Origin of the sequence: Brevibacillus sp. 7WMA2 (assembly GCF_010748895.1) — a bacterium.
GTDB lineage: Bacteria > Bacillota > Bacilli > Brevibacillales > Brevibacillaceae > Brevibacillus_B > Brevibacillus_B halotolerans.
On sequence record NZ_CP048799.1, the window covers coordinates 3,238,337 to 3,258,739 of the forward strand.

Here is a 20,403-nt window from a genome sequence, read left to right on the forward strand (position 1 = left end):
GAGATCATAATGAAAAATGAAGTGGAAAGGGATGGTAACGCATGGGGGTAACAATTAAAGATGTAGCAAGGGCGGCAAATGTAGCACCATCTACAGTCTCTCGTGTCGTTGCCAACCATCCTCGCATTAGCGAAAAAACGAAGCAGCGTGTTCGAAAAGCCATGGAACAACTCGGTTATCACCCTAACTATCAGGCTCGGAGTCTTGCTAGCAAATCCTCCCAAACCATTGGGCTGGTAATGCCTGATTCAACGGATCGGATCTTCCAGAATCCTTTCTTTCCTGAAGTGATCCGAGGTATCAGCAAAATTGCTCATAGCCGCGAGTACGCTATCTGTATGTCCACCGGGGAAACGGAAGCGGAATTGTATGATGGCGTTGTGAGAATGGTTCAAGGTGGTCGAGTAGATGGATTGATTCTGCTTTATTCCAAAATTAACGATCGCGTCACCAATTATCTAAAAGAACGAGATTTTCCCTTTGTAATGGTGGGAAAACCACATACGGACATGGATGCCATTAATCATGTCGATAACGACAATTATTCAGCAGCGAAGGAAATCACCGAGTACCTCATAAAAAAGGGGCATGAACGAATCGCGTTTGTTGGTGGTTCACCTGACATGGTGGTAACCATTGACCGTTTAGAAGGCTATAAACAAGCCATCACGCAAGCTTCCCTCACCCTACATGACGAATATATTGTTCGAGAAAAAGTCCTGCGTGAAGGCGGTGAGGAAGCTGCAATTGAACTAATGAATTTGCCTAACAGACCGACTGCCCTGATCGTGACGGATGACATGATGGCCTTGGGCATTTTGCGAGTCCTAAACGAGATAGGGGTTAACGTGCCTCAAGATGTGTCTCTTATTAGTTTTAATAATGCTCTGATCACGGAAATCTCTCAGCCGCCGCTCACCTCAGTAGATATTCAAATCTTTCAACTGGGATATCAGGCTGGAAAATGCTTGATTGAGAAGCTTGAACAACCTGATGAACCTACCAAGCGCATTATTATCCCTTTCAAATTGGTCGAGCGAAATTCTTGCGCTAACTATCGTGCTTCCACCCAAAAGGATGTAAAAAAGAAAAAGTAAAAAAAGGTTGCCGACTTCCTTGGCAACCTTTTTTAGGCTCAAGCTATATGCTTTTATACTGCGTAGCCATTCTTCTCTAATACGTGAGCCGCGATTTGGCGTTTTAAGCCAATGCTGTTGATTGGGTCACGACGTGTCAATTTTTTAAGAATAGATAAGCGTAAACGGAGGTCATCTCCCTCTTCCATTCCCGCTAACGCTTCCTTCGCTCCTTGCTCGATACGATCGAAAGCCTCATGCACAAACACTGTTGTCAGATTCAGCTTGTGCTGTTCTTTATCTGCTCCATTTTTGGCGATTGCTTTTTCTGTGCGCTTCACGGCACTGTCCATCGCATATAGCTCTATTAGCATGTCAGCCGCAATCGCTAGTAGCTCTTGCTCTTGATCCAATTGTTTTTGGTACTTCATTAAAGCTGAGCCTGCAACCATTAAAATGATTTTGCGTGTCATCTCCAGCAGATGCTTTTCAACAGCCAAAGGAGCTTCCTCTAGCTCACTAGGATAGTAGCTCATCAGCTCCTCCTGTAAGCCTGATGCTACTTGCAACAAAGGCAATTCGCCTTTCATTGCTTTTTTAACCAATGTGCCCGGAATTAATAAGCGGTTAATTTCATTGGTACCTTCAAAAATACGATTAATGCGAGAGTCACGATACATATTCTCGATTTCATACTCGGACATAAAGCCATATCCGCCATGGATTTGCACGCCTTCATCCACACAGAAATCCAATACCTCGGAACTAAACACCTTGTTGATCGAGCATTCGATCGCATAATCAGCAATTGCTTTTGCTACTTCACGGCCATCATTTGCTTTTTCTCCCAAGCTTGACAGGGAGGAATCAAACATCCCTACTGTACGGTATACAGAGCTTTCAGACGCATATACTTTCGCTGCCATAGAAGCTAATTTATTTTGAATAAGTGGGAAGTTAGCAATTGGCGTTTTAAATTGTTTACGCTCTTTTGCATATTCTGTCGCAATATCTAATGCACGTTTTGCAGAACCTACTGTACCTACCGCTAGTTTGTAACGACCAACGTTTAAAATATTAAACGCAATGACGTGACCTTTGCCCTGCTCACCCAATAGGTTTTCGACCGGTACCTTCGCGTCCTCAAAAATAACGGTGCGTGTTGAGGAGCCTTTTATCCCCATTTTTTTCTCTTCTGGTCCAAATGATACGCCAGGGAAATCACGTTCTACAATAAACGCTGTAAAATGCTCACCATCGATTTTGGCATAGACTACAAATACATCAGCAAATCCAGCATTGGTGATCCATTGCTTTTCCCCATTTAATAGGTAATGCGTGCCATCCTCAGATAGACGCGCTGTTGCCTTAGCACCCAATGCATCCGAACCAGATCCCGGCTCTGTTAAGCAATAAGCCGCTAGACGACGACCCGATGCCAAATCAGGCAGGTACCGACGCTTTTGATCATCATTGCCAAAGTATACGATTGGTAGGGAACCAATCCCTACATGAGCACCATGGCTTAGGCCAAAGCTACGTGCACGTGCCATTTTTTCTGTAATTAACGCAGAGCTCATTTTATCAAGTCCAAGCCCCTCATACTCTTCTGGAACATCTGCACCTAACAGCCCTAATTCTCCTGCTTCCTTTAACAGGCGAACCGAATGATCAAAATGATGTTGTTCAATCTCCTCCAAGTGAGGTAAAACTTCGTTAACCACAAATTCTTCTGTGGTTTTCGCAATCATTTTTTGTTCTTCTGTATAATCCTCTGGTGTAAATACATCTTCTGCTAAACCTGCTTCGATCAAAAAGCTTCCACCGCGTACAATTTCTTTTACATCTGCCATGTTTTATTTCTCCTTTCCATATTTAACGATCAAGCTATTCATGCTTTGAGCGATTACAATTTTTTATAAAACCTCAAACATCTTTTTTACAGAACCTCAAACACCCCAGCAGCACCCATACCGCCACCGATACACATTGTTACAACACCGTATTTTGACTGACGTCTCTTCATCTCGTTTAGTAGAGATACCGTTAATTTGGCGCCTGTGCATCCTAATGGGTGTCCTAATGCGATTGCACCACCGTTAACATTCACCTTCTCAGCATCAATGCCCAGCTCACGAATAACAGCTAAGGATTGCGAGGCAAATGCTTCGTTTAACTCAAACAAATCTACATCCTGAAGGCTAAGTCCAGCCTGCTTCAGGGCCTTTGGAACAGCAACAACTGGACCAATTCCCATGACATCAGGATCAACTCCACCTACTGCAAAGGAATGGAACTTAGCGATTGGCTTAATACCCAATTCGTCTGCTTTTTCTCTAGACATCACGAGAACGGCGGCAGCGCCATCGCTAGTTTGAGACGAGTTACCCGCTGTAACGCTTCCTTTTACATGAAAGACTGGTCGTAATTTTCCTAAGGTTTGAACATTTGTATCAGTGCGTACACCCTCATCCGTATCAAACACAAATTCTTTCTCATGACGTTTACCGTTCTCATCCACAAATACCTGCTTCACTGGCACTGGGACGATCTCATCTTTACACTTACCAGCCGCAATCGCCTCCGCCGCACGTTGATGGCTTCTTACCGCAAACTGGTCCTGATCCTCACGACTAATTCCATAGCGCTGTGCTACTCTCTCTGCCGTATGTCCCATGCCCATGTATGCTTCTGGCATCGTTTCCACTAAGGTTGGGTTCAAAGCTACCTTATTCCCCACCATCGGTACAAGACTCATGCTTTCCACACCACCTGCAATGATGACATCAGCACCACCGCACATGATTTGTTGGGCCGCATAAGCAATACTTTGTAAACCAGACGAACAAAAACGATTTATCGTAATCCCTGATACATTGGTCGGCAATCCAGCTCGAAGACCGATTAAACGAGCCATATTGGTTCCTTGCTCCGCTTCTGGCACTGCATTTCCAATAATTATATCCTCAATCAACGCCGGGTCCAGATTCGGAACACGGCGAAGCAAATCCTCTACAACATATGCGCCCAGATCAACTGGATGAACATCCTTTAATGAGCCGCGCTTTGACTTACCTACAGCCGTACGTGCCCCAGCCACGATGACTACTTCTCTCATGCTTTCTCCTCCTTCTTTTCCGACGCTCGTTTAGTTACGCAACGGTTTTCCCTTAGCAAGCATATGCTGCATGCGCTGTTGGGTCTTTTGGGTTTTGATTAATTCAAGGAAGCCTTGGCGCTCAAGTTCAAGAATATACGTTTCGTTAACCTGTGTACCTGCTGGGACATCTCCCCCAGACATGATATAAGCGATTTTCGTTGCAATGAGTTCATCATGCTCACTGATCATGCCGCTTTCACGCAATCCATAGATATTTTGGCGTAATGAGGCAAATCCTGTCGTTCCGATAGCTGGAATCCGGCGTTCAACAGGAGCTGTATATCCGCGTTTATCAAGCTCTAGCACCGCTTGTTTAGCATCATATAACAGATGATCCTGATTGATTGAAACGCGATCGGTTGGGCGCATATACCCTAATTTGATTGCTTCCTTACCGCTGGTGGATACTTTCGCCATGGCAATGGTTTCAAATGCTCGTGCTACAAATGGGAAGGCATCGACAGGAGTAGGAGTTCCGCTTGGGATGTTTTCCATCGCTCTAAAGAGCATTTCTTTGGTACCACACGCTCCAGGCAATACACCAACGCCTACTTCTACAAAGCCCAGATAGGTTTCCGCCGCTACTTGCACCTGATCAGCCATATAACAAATCTCTACTCCGCCACCAAGCGTCATTCCGAACGGCGCAGCTACTACCGGACGAGGCATTGTACGTATTCGGTTAACGGTGTTGTGGAATTTCTTTGCCAGCATATCTAGCTCAAACCAGTTTTCGTCCTGTGCCTCCATTAATGCCATCGCTAGGTTTAGTCCAACACAGAAGTTCTTACCTTGGTTTCCGATCACCATACCGGTGAAGTTTTTCTCTACTTCATCTGCTGCTTTATTGAACATTTGCAAAATATCTACGCCAAGCGCATTATGCGGGGTGGTAAATTCAAAGCAAGCAACCCCATCACCTAAATCAATTAAGGATGCACCTGCATTTTTGACAACCACCTTGCCCTGTTCTTTTAGAGCGGCTAGATTAATGACTTCCTTTTTCTCTTCTAGTTCTCTAAAGGCTCCGCCGATATGAAAAGCAGCAACCTTTCCTTCCGCTTTTTCATAGAATGAGGTTTTTCCACTAGCCAATAGCTCCTCTACCAAAGTTGGAATGGTTTCGCCCTCTTCTCTCATGCGAGCTACTGATTTCTCAAGACCTATGGCATCCCATGTTTCAAAGGGACCTAGCTCCCAACCAAAACCCCATCTCATTGCTTTATCTACTGAAACAATGTCATCTGCAATCTCTGGTACTTTTGCGGCTGCATACAGCATTGTCTTTTTCAATACGTTCCATAAAAATTCGCTGCCTTTATCTTTTCCATACACAATTGCCTGCAATTTTTGTGGCAATGTTTTGGCTTGCTTAGCAGCCTCCAATGAAGCAAACTTCGCTTTTACCCTTGGCTTATATTCCAACGTCTTCGTATCCAAGACTAAAATCTCTTTTCCTGCTGCTGTTTTCTCCTGCTTAAAGAAGCCCTGACCTGCCTTTTGACCTAACCAGCGATTTTCCACCATCTTGGTAAGGATCTCAGGAATTTCAAACATGGCTTTTTCAGCTTCGTCTGTAGCTTTATCGCGAACATTTTTTGCAACGTGCACATACGTATCCAAACCCACCACATCCAAGGTTCGGAACGTCGCACTTTTTGGACGACCAATTACTGGACCTGTAAGAGCATCTATTTCATCTGCGCCTAACTCAAGACGCAGCATTTCCTGAATGGACACTTGCAGACCATATGTACCTACGCGGTTGGCGATAAAGTTAGGTGTATCTTTACAAAGAACAGTTCCTTTTCCGAGTACAAATTCTCCAAAATGCATCATAAATTCAACTAAGGCTGGATCAGTATGCTCACCTGGGATAATTTCTAAGAGCTTTAAATAACGAGGGGGATTAAAAAAGTGAGTTCCCAGGAAGGATTTTTTGAACTCTTCTGAACAATCCTGGCACATTTCATTGATGGAAACACCTGAGGTATTAGAGGACACAATCGCGCCAGGTTTGCGATAAGCTTCTATTTTAGCAAATACCTGCTTTTTCACATCTACATTCTCGACAACAACCTCGATGATCCAATCCACTTCTCTTAGTTTGTCTAGATCATCCTCCAAATTGCCTACTGTGATGAGGGAGATGGAATCTTTATCATACAGAGGCGCCGGCTTTTCCTTTAGCAGTCGATCACGACCCGCTTGTGCAATACGATTACGAACGGCTGGGTGATCCAGCGTCAATCCCTTTTTGCTCTCTTCCTCCGTCAGTTCACGCGGTACGATATCCAGCAGATAAGTAGGGATACCTACGTTAGCCAAATGGGCTGCAATACCAGCTCCCATGACCCCTGATCCCAAGACCGCAGCTTTGTTAATTTTGCGTTCCATGAAGTCTCCTCCTTCATATGCCGTATCATGGCTTGATTTTAGCAGGTAGGCAGATTTGGTGTCGTTTTTCATCTTGAATGAATGCTCATTCATTATCTGCCTATAAAAACATTCCACAAAAATCGCCTTATTTTTTCGATTCTGTGGAATGTTGACATTTACTACCAAAAAAGTACTTGTTCAGATTCATTGTAAACCAAATAACCATACCTTGCAATCTTATTTTCTGAATTTCATCACTATTTGGTTAGATTCTATAATGATGTAAAGGATTCATCGCGCAGCATAGTTAATTCGCCCATAAAGAAAGCTAACTCCTCTGTTTCTTCCAGCTTGCCAGCTTCTTGAAGCATTTCAAAACGACGGAGCATCATATTTGCGAAATCTTGAATTTGAATAGGTGTCGAATCAGGGTCTACAGTGTCATGAATGTTGATGCTTTCTACCCCTTCATAATGCGTAATAATCTTAAAATCACCAAGCTCACCTAGATATTCTGTTGAATTGTATTTGGATTTCTCCAGCTTCGTAATCATACTCATAATATCAGCGGCCTGAGAGCTGTGAAAAGCGACTTGGAAAAAGTCACGGCCTCTGCCATCTTTTGTTTTTACCAGCAATACGTCATACGTCATTAATTTTCTTTGTTTATTTCCAAATCCGAACATGCGTTATTACCACCTCAAATAAACCGGGGCTTCCCCCTATTTTCGAATGCTTATCCCTTTTATGATAGTGGGAAAACAGCCAACAAACAACCCCTCGTCGTTCTTTTTTCCCTTTTCTCGTTTCAATATTGTCTTATCATAACCATCTCCTCCTTCCTCCATGCCCTTTTTTAGTAAAATCTAACGGGTTTGAAATCGACTTCCTACTCAAAAGCTAGCAAAAAAGGAGAAACGAGGTGCTTTTTTATGCACAAAAATTGGTATATTCCGTTGATAATAGCTCTGCTTATAACTGGTGCAACGGGATGTAAAGGTGGTAAACCACCAGAGCAATCAAAGAATACCAGTGAAAAGGAACAGAGCCAAAAGGCTGAGAAAACAGTCAAATCAAAAGGTGCTACAAATAAATCCAAGGACGATTCTGCTACAACTGCTGAAAAATCAGATCACATAAAAACAGCCAGTACCAAAAAGGAACAGGCTAAATGGCAAACGACAGCAATGGCTCATATGGAAACAAATCTCAATGATGTGTCGGTATTCTTACAAAAAGCCGAACAGGTCATTAATGATTTAGAATATGCTGCCGCTACCCTTCCTGATGGCAAAGAGATTAAAGAAGATGGGATCATTTATCGACAGCTTCCAAAGCCTTATCATACCAGAGATGGGATTCTCGCTTTCTTTCAGCAGTATTGGAGCAGACCATTAGCTGTTGCCCTGTACGATCATTTGGATACAAAAATCGTTGATGGACATGTTTATTTGTCTACTTCGACAAAACGCTATCCTGTATTTATCTCTACTCAGAATATGAAGGTCTCCGTTGAAAATAGCGGTTTGATTGTGGAGGTTTCTGGAATTTCACCTACTGTTGCATCCTCTAGCTCGCTTGTGAGGTATCACTTAGGACGGGATCAGGAATCCAAACGGTACGAAATAACAAAACGCTCTGGCATATATGGACAAGAAAATTTCCAGTAACGTCCCTTGACATTTTCCCGTCCTCCCCATCATAATGATGTAAATAATCATACTTCATCGCTTTGAAGGGAAATAGTAAAGCCCCCTTTCTGCTCCAGAGAACGCGATCCATTGGCTGGAAGATCGCGTGCATGAAACAGCTTGAACCCATCCCAGAGCGGCTAGGGATGACCTAGACAGGATTCTTTCCCCTGTTATCAAGGAAAGCGCTTATCGGCCATGTATGGCTTTCTTAAGTGTAAAGATAGATGTCGATCCATGTAAGGGTTGGTTCGGCATTTAATTAAGGTGGTACCGCGAAAGTAAACCTTTCGTCCTTATGTTTTTCTAAGGATGGAAGGTTTTTTTGTTTGTTAGAGATGAAAAAGGAGAGCAGATCAACATGAATCAGACCGGAAAAATGCGCATTGTGGTGAAAGTAGGAAGCAGTTCCTTAGCAAAAAAACAAGGCGGCTGCGACCAGCAAAAAATGAGTCTCTTGGTAGACGCCATTGCAGCTCTGCGTGGTGAAGGACACGAGGTCGTACTCGTGAGTTCGGGAGCTGTAGCAAGTGGATATTGCCTGCTAGGCTATGAACAACGACCGCGAACCATCGTAGCTAAGCAAGCCGCAGCAGCTATCGGACAAAGTATTTTGATGGAGCATTACTCAGCTTTGTTTGCTGCCTATAACTATCATATCGCACAGATTCTGTTGACTCGCAGTGACTTCTCTAATCAGGAACGATACCGTCATGCGTTTCAAACGATGTCCCTACTCCTTTCACGCAACATCACTCCTATCATTAACGAGAACGATACTGTCTCTGTTGCCGAGTTAACGTTCGGCGATAACGATATGTTAGGTTCATTAGTGGCTGGTATGCTGCATGCTGACATCTACATCATTTTGACTGATACAGATGGTATTTATAATAAAGACCCAAGAAATAATCCTGACGCAAAGCGGTTCGACAAGGTCGCTACCATTACAGATGAAATCAAAGCAGTAGCTGGCGGTTCAGGTTCATCTCTTGGTACTGGAGGAATGCAATCCAAGGTAATTGCTGCTGAAACGGCCTTAAAGGTAGGCACGCGTACCTTTATCGGCCGGTTATCCTCCAAGGATAGTTTATTGCATGTCATCAATGGGACAGGAGAAGGAACCTATATTGGAGATTTTGGCGGAATAAATTCGAACACCTCTACTACTCATGCTGCTGAAAAGCGCGAGAGTGTTTCTACACAGAAGCAGTGGATTGCCCTGCATTCCGCTATCGCCGGTCGCTTGCATGTAGATGCTGGGGCCCAAGAAGCGATTCAGCAACGCAAGAGCAGTCTGCTACCAGCGGGAATTACCAGTGTAGAGGGTGATTTTTCACAGGGGGATGTTGTTGAAGTGTATGCCCCTACTGGCTTAATTGGTCGAGGTGTCTGCCGCTATGATAGTGAACTGTTGCGCCAAATCATCAGTGAACCGCAGAGGGAAAAACCTTTTACAGAAGCTATTCATCGAGATCAATGGGTATCTCTGCCTCATCTCATATAAAAATAAGCAAGAAAAAGGAGCGGGAAACATGAGAGAAGGAAACCACCAAACGAATGTAGCCTCCAAGCAGGTGATTGATCAGGTTACGAAGCAGGCAAAATTAGCTCAAGTAGCCTCACGAAAGTTGGCACTTTTGACCAGCGAACAAAAGAACGCTGCATTACGCGCTATAAAAGAACAGCTTTTAGCTGATCAAGCTTATATTTTAGCTGAAAATAAACAGGATGTTGACAAGGCAATTGAAAGCGGACAGCTTACGAGCTTAATTGATCGTCTTAGTCTAACACCCGAACGAATTACTGCCTTAGCTGATAGCCTAGAGGATTTAGCTGCTCTTGCTGATCCTATTGGCGAAACAACTGCGGAGTGGGTTCAAAAGGACGGCTTGGCTATTCGTTCCGTGCGTGTACCACTAGGGGTAATCGGGATGATATATGAAGCACGTCCAAATGTTACAGTAGATGCGGCCGCCATTTCACTAAAAACAGGAAATGCCGTTGTCCTGCGCGGTAGTGCCTCAACCACTCGTTCTAACCTAGCTTTGGTAAAAAGTATTCAAACCGCCCTTCAAAATCTTGGGCTGCCACATGAAGCGGTTCAGTATCTTGGTACGACCGATCGGGCAGCGGTAGATGTGATGTGCAGCCTCCATGGAATTATCGACGTGATCATCCCACGTGGAGGAGCATCCCTAATCAATCGTGTTGTGAAAAACTCCATTGTGCCTGTTATTGAGACCGGAGTAGGTAATTGCCATATCTTCATTGATCAATCTGCTGATTCGGCTATGGCCCAAGCTATCGTACAAAATGCTAAGCTAAGTCGTCCTGCTGTATGCAATGCTCTTGAGTCCCTACTCATCCATCAGGATTTTGGACATGATCAATCCGCAGCTCTTTTGACATCCCTGCTAGATGCAGGCGTAGAGCTACGCGTATGCGAAGGAACAATGGCTTCCCACCCAGAGCTACGCGATCGCTTTGTCTTAGCTACCGAACCGGATTGGCATGCTGAATTCCTAGACACCATTCTTGCTGTTAAAACGGTTACGAATATAGATGAGGCCTTGGAACATATCGCTACTTATGGAACCAAGCACTCGGAATCAATTTTGACTGAGGATCAAACGCAAGCAGAACGCTTCTTGCAAGCCGTAGATGCTGCTGTTGTTTATCATAATGCTTCTACACGTTTTACAGATGGTGGAGAATTTGGCTTTGGAGCTGAAATTGGAATTAGCACACAAAAATTGCATGCTCGCGGTCCTATGGGTCTAACAGCATTGACTTCCATTAAATATCGTGTCTTAGGAAACGGACAAACAAGGTAATTGTTATTTACGAAAGGAGATCTCTCTCATGAACGATCATCAAGCTAACCAGATATGCCAACAACTTCACGTAGGTTTTATGGGAGCAGGTTCCATCGTAGAAGCCATTGTAAAAGGTATCACAGCTAAACATTTACTACCTGCAAATAGCATCTATGTGACTAATCATTCAGATGATGCTAGGCTCCGTGAACTACAAGAACAGTACGGAGTGATCCCAACTCGTGATTTATCAACTATGCTTCTACAGTCTCAAGTGATCATTTTGGGAATGAAACCAAAGGACGTCGCCTCAGCATGCCAGACCCTGCGCGAGTACGTAACTCCTGATCATTTGATTATCTCTGTCATTGCCGGAGTCCCTACTTCCTCTATTCAGGAATGGCTTGGCGTCGAATGTCCAATCATTCGTGCGATGCCAAACACATCTTCAGCCGTAGGTTTATCCGCAACTGGAATAGCTGCTGGTAAATTTGCGTCTGAGCAACATCTGGCTATAGCAGAATGTTTATTTCAAGCAATCGGTCATGTGTGTATCGTTTTCGAACAAGAATTAGATATTATCACTGGCTTATCTGGGAGTGGGCCTGCTTATATTTATTATCTTGTGGAAGCCATGGAGGGTGCTGGACAGCAAGCGGGTCTTTCCCAAGAAATATCCCGGGAGTTAACCGTACAAACATTGCTTGGCGCCGCTCACATGTTGATCGCGACCAAGGAAGAGCCAGCGGTCCTGCGTAAAAAAGTAACTAGTCCAGGCGGAACTACACAGGCAGGCCTAGAGGTATTGCAGTCACACGGCTTTAAACAAGCCATAACAGAAGCCATTCTGCGAGCTACTGAGCGAGCACGAGAGCTAGGGGCGCCTTATCGGTAAAAAAGTCATCTCAGACTTCTAAAAGCGATTTCGCTGTGCTTCTATTCGGCACCCCGCTTTTCTCCCTGCGCTTGATTAATCCATGCTATACTGAATAAAAAAGTGGAGGAGGGAAGTTTGTGCAAGTATATGCTCTCTATGGCCCTAGTGGTACAGGTAAAAGCACCAGTGCATTAAGTCTCGCTCACTCACGTCACATTGATGCCATCATTGATGATGGAATTCTTATCTATCAAGGTCGTAAGGTTGCAGGCTACTCAGCTAAATATGAAAAGACAAAAATTCGTGCAGTAAAACGCGCTATCTTTCATTTTTCAGATCATGTGGATGAAGTACAGCGCGTTCTGCACAAGCTTCCTATTGAGAAGATTTTAATTTTAGGCACCTCAACACGGATGATTGGAAAGATTATCACTGCGCTCGATTTGCCGGAAGTAACGGAATACATCCCAATAGAAGCGATTAAACCTGAAAAAGAGATTGAAGCAGCCCGCTATGTTCGTGAAACAATGGGTCAGCACGTAATTCCTATTCCACGCGTAGAAGTGGAGAAGGATTTATTTAAACGGATTGTTGATTCAGCATGGCAAATCTTTGCCTCTAAAAAACACATGGGTGAAACCACAGTTGTTCAACCTTCCTTTTCCCAAGGCCGGATTCAAATTCATGAACAGGTACTGCGGAAACTGGTACAGCAGGCCTGCTATCGAAATAGCACTGTCGTGAAAGTGCACAGGGTGGATTATACATTTCAAGCCATGCCTCGCCTTGAGGTAGCACTATCTGTACAAGCAAAGCTTGGAGAAGATTTACGTTCTCGGTTAATTGAGCTACAGCATCAATTACAGGAGGAGCTAGAATACTTCTTATTCATCGCTCCAGCCAGCATCGACTTTGAAATAATCGCTTTGCAATTCATCCAAGCTACAAACGACAACTCAAAGTAAACATACCCGATCAAGCATGAAAATACATACATCATAGCCCTTTCCTAACAGGCCGATTTGGCTTTGGAAAGGGCTTTTTTGTCTTGTATGAAACCTTCTGTTCAAACAAAAGCTATCCCTGTAAACTGTCCAGATTTGAAAGGAGGCTTTCCACTATGCAAACCATCTCTTCTAAATTAGCCAACACCCAAAATCAACAAATTCCATTCCCTACTCCGCCTACAGTCATTACGGGCAAGGATTTATCTTACCTAAAGGATGCTATGTCCTGGGAGTTAAACGCCTTTAAGAAGCTGCATTATTTCGCACAGCAGGTACAGGACCCTCAGATTAAAGATTTGTTAAACAAAACGGGCTACATGCACCAAATGCATTATGAGCAACTGTTAACACACCTTACTATCAATAATACAAATGTCATCAAAACGTTGCCACAGATGCAATAATTTTCTAGGAAAGGGAGGGAGTCTTCCTCATGCAAAACAAACAAATTGCGAATCCGCAATCCAATCAATTGCCAAAGGTCAAAGGCCCTGAAATGAACGATCGTGATTATATCAATGATGCGCTTAGCACTTGCAAATATTTAACTGATAGCTTAAATGATGCAGTGCGAGAAGCAAGTCACCAGCAATTACATGAAGCCTATATGCAATTATTAACGGAAACTCATCAGTCAGCCCGTGAATTATATAATTGTATGTTTCAAAAGGGCTGGTATAAGCTTGAAGCAGCAGATCAGCAAAAGGTAACACAAGCTCATCAGCAATTTAGCGGATATTCAACTCAATTCCCATATAACCATTAATCAACAACGAAAAGCTTATCGTAGTCTTGTAAAGACACGTAAAAAAGAATGGATAGCAGTCATAAATCATTTGACTCGCTATCCATTCCCTTTTTACTTTTTTATGACACTGAGGAAGCCTTGACTTACAATGACTTTTCAACCTGTTGGCTATTTATCTGTTCCCGAGCCTTCTTTCTTGCTATTTTCCTTTGCTTGCCAATTGCAAGAACCGTATACAGGGATGGAACTACAATCAGTGTTAGCAGCATAGAGAACAACAAACCAGAAATGATAGTAATAGCGAGCGGTTTGAACATCACGCTCCCCGTAATCGCCATTGGTGTAAGCCCTGCTATCGCTGCCACAGATGTTAACAGGATCGGTCTCAATCGGGCTTTACCAGCTCCAATAACTGCTTCCTTCAGTTCAACACCAGTATGTCTTGCCTCCTCGATAAACTCAATCAAGACAATCCCATTTCGAACAACAATCCCAGACAAGGAAATAAAGCCCGCCACTGTCATAAATCCGATTGGTGTTCTTGTGATGAATAACCCGATTAAGCTGCCGGAAATCGCCAGGTAAACCGTACTCATGACCAAAATAGGAATGGATAATGAATTAAACTGTATGACAATCAAGAGAAAAATGAGGAAAACGGCTACAACCGCCAGCATTCCTAAATCAAGTAAAATATCGGTTTCCTCTTCTGTTTCACCAGTTACATTCCATGCATACTCTGCTGGTAATTCTAGCTTCTCCATCTTCTCTTTCAATTCCCTCATCACATCATCGGCAGTCCGATCTCCTACATCACTTGTAATCGTGACACTGCGTGATAAATTGTAGCGAGGTATATTCTGTAATGATAAGGTTGGCTTCATTTCCGCTATTTGAGAGACAGGAATGAGCTGCCCCTGAACGTTGGGAACCGTGAGCTGTTGAAAGACTTGCTGAGTCGTCATTCCCGACTGATCCGCAAGCAGAGTGAGATCAACTAAATTCTTCCCATTATCAAATTGGCCCATAGGAATTCCTTGGCTAATCAGACGTAATGTCCGCGTTAAGTCAGCTTCACTGATCAGCTTCTTATCCATGTTTCCCTGATTCACATTAAATTGCAGGGAATATTGCTCGTTACCCAGAGTATCGTTTATATTATAGGTTCCCTTCGTCTCGGCAATCAGTTGTTTTATTTGCTCCGAAATGGCGTATAGCTGATGCAAATCGTCTCCATACACCCGAATGGCTACCGGACTTCCTGTATACATCGCTGCCTTTACACTATAGGGGATAATATTTGCTTCTGGGTACATCTGTTTAAACTGTACCATCCACGGCTCCAGAATTTTTCTTGAATCCATCTGCTTATTATCAAATGTAATCACCAATTGTGCCAAATTTTCTCCTGATCCGACAGGTGGTGCACTCGGAATCATCTGTGGCCCGTTCCCACCTACGAAAGCAGAGACCTTTTCAATATGCGGCTGCTTCTGAATCCACTCTGTAACACCCTGAACAATTCGATCTGTTTCCTGTAAATTACTACCAATAGGCGTGCTAATGTTGACAACCATCTGTGGTCTGTCATCATCTGGAAAAAGTTGAACGGGTATAAATGTAATCAGTCCATAAAATACGGTTGCTATCAATACCCCAGTGACTCCTGTTTTTAATGGATTCTTCAGCATAATCGGCATGACGCGATCTCCATACCAATGGATCAAGGAATTGATTTGGTTGCCTAATAGACCGGCTGGCTTTTGGTAGTTTGTCTGTTTTTTGTTCCGTCTCTGGTTCCATTCTCTAAAAATAGGAACTATCGTAAGTGACATGAGCATTGAGGCTAGCATCGTAAAGATGATGATCACCGGAACGGGAAAGATAAAGTGCCCCGCATCTCCAGGAAGAAAAATAATTGGCCCAAACGCCGAGACCGTAGCGAGAGTAGCTGTGATAATCGAAACCGAGACCTCTTTGGTTCCAAGTACGGAAGCCGTATACGCATCTTCCCCCAGTACAGACAGCCTTCTCTCGATATTGTCATTCACCACTACTGCGTCATCCACTAGAATACCAAGTACAATGATAAGCCCGAAGATCGTCATCTGGTTGAGTGTAATTCCAAAGAAGGGAAGGACAGCCATCCCTGCTGCCAATGAGATTGGAATCGCCAAAGCCACCATCATGGATGTCGTCAGGTTCAGGCCTAGCGTGCATATGAAAAGAACGGCCACAATGGCAATCAGCATCTCGTGAAACAGTCCGGAGAAAAGCTCATCAATTCGATCCATCTGGGAAAAAACAGGTTCTTTTTTTGCCCACGAAGGAAGATTCTTTTCTAACGTTTCTAGCTTTTGATCGATGGCTTTCTGAACACCAGGAACATCGCTTCCCAATTCGGCATTTATGCTGACCGTAACAGCAGGCTTTCCGTTATAATAGGTTCGATATTCAAGTCTTTTGGTACTGTCTGAAATCGTCGCGATATCCTGAAGATAAACAGGCACTCCCTCTTTTGTACGGGTTACAATTACTTTGTTGAATGTGTCAGCCTTGTAGCTAACAGGTAAGGTAAGCTGATATTTACGGGTGTCAACGTTAACGTCCCCAAGTGGCGTCGTTTCGTTTTTCGTTCGAACAGCATTCATTACCTGCGTCCAGGAAATTTTGTATTGTTGCAATCTTTGGGCATTTACATATATTTTTAGTTCCTGTTTGGGCAGACCGAGTATAGAGACATCTGAAACACCAGGTATGGTACGAAGCTGATCCTTCCAAAGATCAAGTGTATCGCGTAGCTGAAGGATTTCCTCAAATGATTCTGCCGTAATTTGAAAGGTCTGGATAAATGTACGACTCATGTCATCATTAATGATTGGTTGCTCTGCTTCCTCAGGTAAATCAGCCTCAGCATCCTTCACTTTTTTCCGCAGTTCTTCAAATACCTTTTTCGGTTCGACTTTGCTCTCTGACCGAACGGTAATAAGGGATATCCCCGAACGGGATTCGGAGCTAATTGATTTGATGCCTTGAACCTCATTGATCTTTTCTTCCAATTTCTTTGTTACGGTTTGTTCCATTTTTTCTGGAGTGGCCCCTGGGTAAATGGTTGTGACTGTAGCCATACTGACAATGGTGTCTGGTGATTCCTGCTTAGGAAGTGAGAGGGAGACGAATATCCCGATCAGCACCACCATTGTAAAGAAGACAAGCGTTATTTTTCGCTTTTTGATGAAATACTCAATCATGCTGTTTGCCCCCTCCCACGGCAACAATGTCACCGTCAAGCAATCGGTCAGCACCTTTCGTAATCAGCATATCTCCTGCTTGAAGCCCTGATGTAATTTCCAAAAAGTTATCAACGTACTGGCCAATGGCAACAGGCGTCTTTCTGGCTTTACCATCTTTTATCACATAAACGAAAGGACCGGACCCTCGGCTAAAAACAGCTTCGACCTGCACAAAAATTCCTTCTTTTTGTAACAAGGCGCGCTTGGCACTCACTACTTGTCCGGGAAACCAGTCATGCTTTGCATTATCAATCACAACTTCTACACTGATCGTACCTGTCTGCTCATTGGTGGCCGGATAGATTTTTGAGACCTTTCCTGTTCGTTTTTGCTCATACAGTGTAAATTCGACTGTATCTCCTACATTCCAGGCGGATATATCCCTGTCAGGTACGGGTAAAACTGTTTTCAATTGAGTAATATTGCCAATACGGTAAACAGGAACGCCCGGACTCGCCAGTTGTCCCACATCCACTAATTTGGATAGTACTGTTCCCGTAATCGGAGCTTTTATCTGTGTTTTTGCTAGAGTGGCTGCGGCCTGATTTCGACCAACAACAGCGCCCTGATAGCTCGCTTGAGTCGAGCTTATATCTTCTGCCCGAGCCCCTGCCATTACAAGCGAGTAGGATTGCTGGGCCGAGGCAAAGTCTTTTTTAGCAAGTTCAAGTGCATTTTTGACATTTTCAAGCTCAGTTTGAGGGATCGCACCACTCTTATAGAGTTGCTCCATGCGTATGTAATCTTTTTGTGCCTTTTCCAGCAAGATTTTCTTTGCATCAACCGCTACTTTTGCTTGCTGAACCTCTTGTTCTCTGAAGCCGTTTTTTACTTTAGCCAAATTAGCATTCGCACCATATACATGAGCCTCGGCCAAAGCTAGCTGGAGAGAGTAATCTGTGGAATCAAGTTGGGCCAAAATGTCCCCTTTTTTTACTTGATCTCCTTCTTTGTATGGTAGGGACTTGACCTCTCCTGCTACTTCAAAAGATAACGTTGTTTCTTCCTTGGGAGCAAGCGTTCCGGAAAGCTCACTCATCTCTTTAAATGTTTTCGCTTTAATTGTCTCTGCTACAACTATTTTCGCCTCCTGCGGTTGAACAGTTGCTTCCTTATCTTTACTGCATGCCGTCATCACGATCATCGAGAGGGAGAGTATGAGTAGAATCCAAAACCTTTTTTGTACGGTAGCATTCATGTTCTTATCACTCCTATTTTTTAAATCTGGTAGATTGTGAAAACTGACTTTGGCTCGGAATGAATATTCATTCCGTTTTGATAAGAGGGGTCTGAATTAATGAATTCTGACCGCATCCCAGCATGCTTCTTGTACACCTGCAATTAATTCTGATGGATTCTTAATTTCGCAAAATCGAATGGCCTTATTTAAAGCAATAAAGGCACCGTCAACAATCGTAAGCAATGCTTCAGCAGGTAGTGGGCGAATGATGTTCTTTTGTTGGCCCTGATGAATAAAGTCAATAAAGAAATCCCGTAGCATATTGTAGGATTGGCGACTAGCCTCGTCCAGATAATGCCTATTCGCATGTGAATCAAGAAACAATAATGCATACATGTTGTTCAATAAATAGCTAATCACCTGATTGGAAATGTGTTGAAATTGCTCATATACATCTTCAGAAGAATGAGGATATCCTTTTTTTACAGTCTCTAGTAAATCCATTACACATTCTTGAAACAAGGTATTGACGAGCGACTCCTTATTTTCGAAATACCGATAAAGAGTACCGGCACCAACTCCCGCTTTCTCTACAATCATCGGAACTGTTGTCCCATCAAAGCCTCGTTCCTCAAAAAGAATTAGTGCAGCTTTCATGATTAAATCTCGTTTAGATTCCGACACATCCTGTACTCCTTTGCGGAATGAATTTTCATTCTGTAAGGCGAGTATAAATCACAGCTCTGATGATTGTCAATTATTGTAAGTGACATCGTGTAGCACGCTTTATATCATAAGGTATAATGTAAAAAATTGAATTCTCTTTCTCTTTTTTTGTTTTCTAATCACGTTTTTAACATAAAAAAACCGACTGAAAGACCTTCTAACATGGGCCTTTCAGTCGGTTTTCAGTTATATTGTTGCCGATTCTAACCTTGTATCTTATTTTGTAGCAACCTCTTCTGAACGGCGCTTCCAAGGACCATAACAGATGAGCAATAAAGGGATGATTCCGAGTAAGGTAGAAATCCCAAAGAATGTATACGTACGCAAAATACCGTAATATTCCATAACCCAGCCTGCTGTGTAATTAGCAACCATGGAGCCTAATCCCTGTCCAAATGAAGCAAATAGGGCTAGAGCTGTTACCTGCAAAGCAAGCGGTGTATTATCCCGTACATATTGAGCAGCCGTAGCGAGGAATAGCCCAACTGATAATCCTTGTAGGAAAAATAAGCTTAAGACAATTGTCGTACTAGGAGCTGATCCGTAGAAAAACCACCTGACACCAGAGACAAGGCAAGCAAATAAGAGTGTTTGCTCCAGACCTATTTTTTTGACAAGGCTTGATGCCAGCTTCATACAAGGTACTTCACTACCTGCAAACAGTAAAAAAGCAAGTCCTAATGTGGCAATCTCTCCACCGATATGCTGATAGTATAGATTAAACCAGGTATTATGAGCAGTCATTGGACCAAATACGAAAAATGTAGAGACGAGAAAGAGGATAAAGCGTGGACCTTTAAAAAGCGTCCCAGCCTCTTTAAAGCTATTTCGCGTGATCGCCTTTCGCTCAATTCGCTCATCAGGAATTCTGATCAAAAAGAGTACAGCGATAAAATAAGCAAATCCTGTGCTGTAAAAAATAGCAGATGGACCCCACTGCTGAACAGCCAAGGCAGTAAGAAAAGCGGCAATAGCAAATCCAATCGCTCCCCATAAACGAATACTGCCAAAATGCATGGAGCGCTTGCTTACATAGCTAAGTGTTAAGCTATCTGAAATCGGGATAGCCGCGCATTGAAAAACAGACCAGAACGCAATGGTAAAAAACACCCATGCGTACGAATGAATAAAGGTAAACAAAAATGAGACGCAGGCTACAACGATAAGTGCTAGAATTAGCGCCTTTTTCCGAACCTGAAAGCGATCACAAATCATTCCCCAAACGGGTTGTAGCAGCAAGGATACTACAGGAGTGATCGAACTAAGCGTACCAATTTCAACTCCAGTTAAATGAATAGATTTAAAGTACTCTGTTAGTAGAGGCGAGTAAGCACCCATAGCGTAATACAAAAAGATATAAAGCCCACCTAAGGCTACATAAGCATTTGAAGCGCTTTCGTTTGTAAAAGTATGCTGGTTATTTTTGCTGTTCATGCAGTTTTCTCCT

Annotated in this window: 16 protein-coding genes and 1 other annotated feature; of the genes, 8 read left to right on the forward strand and 8 right to left on the reverse strand. The window is 43.3% G+C overall.

Translation table 11 applies throughout. The annotated features are described in order from the left end of the window. Positions 1–41 precede the first annotated feature (41 nt). The gene (locus GOP56_RS13525; RefSeq protein WP_121472971.1) at positions 42–1,097 is read left to right on the forward strand and encodes a LacI family DNA-binding transcriptional regulator; all 1,056 of its coding nucleotides are present in this window, start codon (positions 42–44) and stop codon (positions 1,095–1,097) included. Positions 1,098–1,150: 53 nt separating this feature from the next. Here the strand turns inward: GOP56_RS13525 and GOP56_RS13530 are convergent, their stop codons facing one another. The 4 genes from GOP56_RS13530 to GOP56_RS13545 all read right to left on the reverse strand — a co-directional run bounded on the left by GOP56_RS13530 (position 1,151) and on the right by GOP56_RS13545 (position 7,301). Further along, positions 1,151–2,929: an acyl-CoA dehydrogenase family protein gene (locus GOP56_RS13530; RefSeq protein WP_163245839.1), complete on the reverse strand. Its 1,779-nt coding sequence runs from the start codon at positions 2,927–2,929 to the stop codon at positions 1,151–1,153. Between the two features lie 86 nt (positions 2,930–3,015). Then, a complete protein-coding gene (locus GOP56_RS13535) occupies positions 3,016–4,194 on the reverse strand; it encodes an acetyl-CoA C-acetyltransferase (RefSeq protein ID WP_003341005.1) in 1,179 nt (392 codons plus the stop codon). A 30-nt stretch (positions 4,195–4,224) separates the two neighbouring features. Continuing rightward, on the reverse strand, positions 4,225–6,633 hold the full coding sequence (locus tag GOP56_RS13540; protein ID WP_163245840.1) for a 3-hydroxyacyl-CoA dehydrogenase/enoyl-CoA hydratase family protein: 2,409 nt from the start codon (positions 6,631–6,633) through the stop codon (positions 4,225–4,227). A gap of 254 nt (positions 6,634–6,887) precedes the next feature. Continuing rightward, on the reverse strand, positions 6,888–7,301 hold the full coding sequence (locus GOP56_RS13545) for a hypothetical protein (protein WP_003334513.1): 414 nt from the start codon (positions 7,299–7,301) through the stop codon (positions 6,888–6,890). Positions 7,302–7,547: 246 nt separating this feature from the next. On the opposite strand from GOP56_RS13545, the gene GOP56_RS13550 reads away from it, so the two are divergent. From GOP56_RS13550 to GOP56_RS13580, 7 genes are all read left to right on the forward strand, one after another. Further along, positions 7,548–8,285, forward strand: a complete 738-nt coding sequence (locus GOP56_RS13550) for a hypothetical protein (protein WP_003341008.1) — start codon at positions 7,548–7,550, stop codon at positions 8,283–8,285. Positions 8,286–8,338: 53 nt separating this feature from the next. Beyond that, positions 8,339–8,607 (forward strand) — a binding site (T-box leader). A gap of 60 nt (positions 8,608–8,667) precedes the next feature. Beyond that, positions 8,668–9,813, forward strand: a complete 1,146-nt coding sequence (gene proB, locus GOP56_RS13555; protein WP_163245841.1) for a glutamate 5-kinase — start codon at positions 8,668–8,670, stop codon at positions 9,811–9,813. A gap of 28 nt (positions 9,814–9,841) precedes the next feature. Continuing rightward, positions 9,842–11,143, forward strand: coding sequence for a glutamate-5-semialdehyde dehydrogenase (locus tag GOP56_RS13560; protein ID WP_163245842.1), 1,302 nt, complete (start codon positions 9,842–9,844; stop codon positions 11,141–11,143). Positions 11,144–11,171: 28 nt separating this feature from the next. After that, positions 11,172–12,020, forward strand: coding sequence for a pyrroline-5-carboxylate reductase (gene proC, locus GOP56_RS13565; RefSeq protein ID WP_003341014.1), 849 nt, complete (start codon positions 11,172–11,174; stop codon positions 12,018–12,020). 119 nt (positions 12,021–12,139) lie between these two features. After that, on the forward strand, positions 12,140–12,967 hold the full coding sequence (locus GOP56_RS13570; protein ID WP_003334502.1) for a nucleoside/nucleotide kinase family protein: 828 nt from the start codon (positions 12,140–12,142) through the stop codon (positions 12,965–12,967). 155 nt (positions 12,968–13,122) lie between these two features. Continuing rightward, a complete protein-coding gene (locus GOP56_RS13575) occupies positions 13,123–13,413 on the forward strand; it encodes a hypothetical protein (RefSeq protein WP_003341029.1) in 291 nt (96 codons plus the stop codon). A gap of 29 nt (positions 13,414–13,442) precedes the next feature. Further along, the gene (locus GOP56_RS13580) at positions 13,443–13,775 is read left to right on the forward strand and encodes a spore coat protein (protein ID WP_003334500.1); all 333 of its coding nucleotides are present in this window, start codon (positions 13,443–13,445) and stop codon (positions 13,773–13,775) included. Between the two features lie 125 nt (positions 13,776–13,900). Here the strand turns inward: GOP56_RS13580 and GOP56_RS13585 are convergent, their stop codons facing one another. From GOP56_RS13585 to GOP56_RS13600, 4 genes are all read right to left on the reverse strand, one after another. After that, positions 13,901–17,008: an efflux RND transporter permease subunit gene (locus GOP56_RS13585; RefSeq protein WP_163245843.1), complete on the reverse strand. Its 3,108-nt coding sequence runs from the start codon at positions 17,006–17,008 to the stop codon at positions 13,901–13,903. Further along, positions 17,001–18,248: an efflux RND transporter periplasmic adaptor subunit gene (locus GOP56_RS13590; protein WP_163245844.1), complete on the reverse strand. Its 1,248-nt coding sequence runs from the start codon at positions 18,246–18,248 to the stop codon at positions 17,001–17,003. The genes GOP56_RS13585 and GOP56_RS13590 overlap by 8 nt, the downstream gene beginning before the upstream one ends. Before the next feature lie 96 nt (positions 18,249–18,344). Then, on the reverse strand, positions 18,345–18,914 hold the full coding sequence (locus GOP56_RS13595; protein WP_003334495.1) for a TetR/AcrR family transcriptional regulator: 570 nt from the start codon (positions 18,912–18,914) through the stop codon (positions 18,345–18,347). Between the two features lie 258 nt (positions 18,915–19,172). Continuing rightward, positions 19,173–20,390 carry an MFS transporter gene (locus GOP56_RS13600; RefSeq protein WP_163245845.1) on the reverse strand — a complete coding sequence of 406 codons (1,218 nt, stop codon included), beginning with the start codon at positions 20,388–20,390 and terminating at the stop codon, positions 19,173–19,175. Between the last annotated feature and the right edge of the window lie 13 nt (positions 20,391–20,403).

Coding starts and splice junctions, on each gene's coding strand:
- proC (WP_003341014.1), top strand. CDS start 11,172: ATGAACGATCATCAAGCTAACCAGATATGCCAACAACTTCACGTAGGT.
- GOP56_RS13590 (WP_163245844.1), bottom strand. CDS start 18,248: ATGAATGCTACCGTACAAAAAAGGTTTTGGATTCTACTCATACTCTCC.
- GOP56_RS13525 (WP_121472971.1), top strand. CDS start 42: ATGGGGGTAACAATTAAAGATGTAGCAAGGGCGGCAAATGTAGCACCA.
- GOP56_RS13550 (WP_003341008.1), top strand. CDS start 7,548: ATGCACAAAAATTGGTATATTCCGTTGATAATAGCTCTGCTTATAACT.
- GOP56_RS13540 (WP_163245840.1), bottom strand. CDS start 6,633: ATGGAACGCAAAATTAACAAAGCTGCGGTCTTGGGATCAGGGGTCATG.
- GOP56_RS13545 (WP_003334513.1), bottom strand. CDS start 7,301: ATGTTCGGATTTGGAAATAAACAAAGAAAATTAATGACGTATGACGTA.
- GOP56_RS13575 (WP_003341029.1), top strand. CDS start 13,123: ATGCAAACCATCTCTTCTAAATTAGCCAACACCCAAAATCAACAAATT.
- GOP56_RS13535 (WP_003341005.1), bottom strand. CDS start 4,194: ATGAGAGAAGTAGTCATCGTGGCTGGGGCACGTACGGCTGTAGGTAAG.
- GOP56_RS13560 (WP_163245842.1), top strand. CDS start 9,842: ATGAGAGAAGGAAACCACCAAACGAATGTAGCCTCCAAGCAGGTGATT.
- proB (WP_163245841.1), top strand. CDS start 8,668: ATGAATCAGACCGGAAAAATGCGCATTGTGGTGAAAGTAGGAAGCAGT.
- GOP56_RS13585 (WP_163245843.1), bottom strand. CDS start 17,008: ATGATTGAGTATTTCATCAAAAAGCGAAAAATAACGCTTGTCTTCTTT.
- GOP56_RS13600 (WP_163245845.1), bottom strand. CDS start 20,390: ATGAACAGCAAAAATAACCAGCATACTTTTACAAACGAAAGCGCTTCA.
- GOP56_RS13580 (WP_003334500.1), top strand. CDS start 13,443: ATGCAAAACAAACAAATTGCGAATCCGCAATCCAATCAATTGCCAAAG.
- GOP56_RS13530 (WP_163245839.1), bottom strand. CDS start 2,929: ATGGCAGATGTAAAAGAAATTGTACGCGGTGGAAGCTTTTTGATCGAA.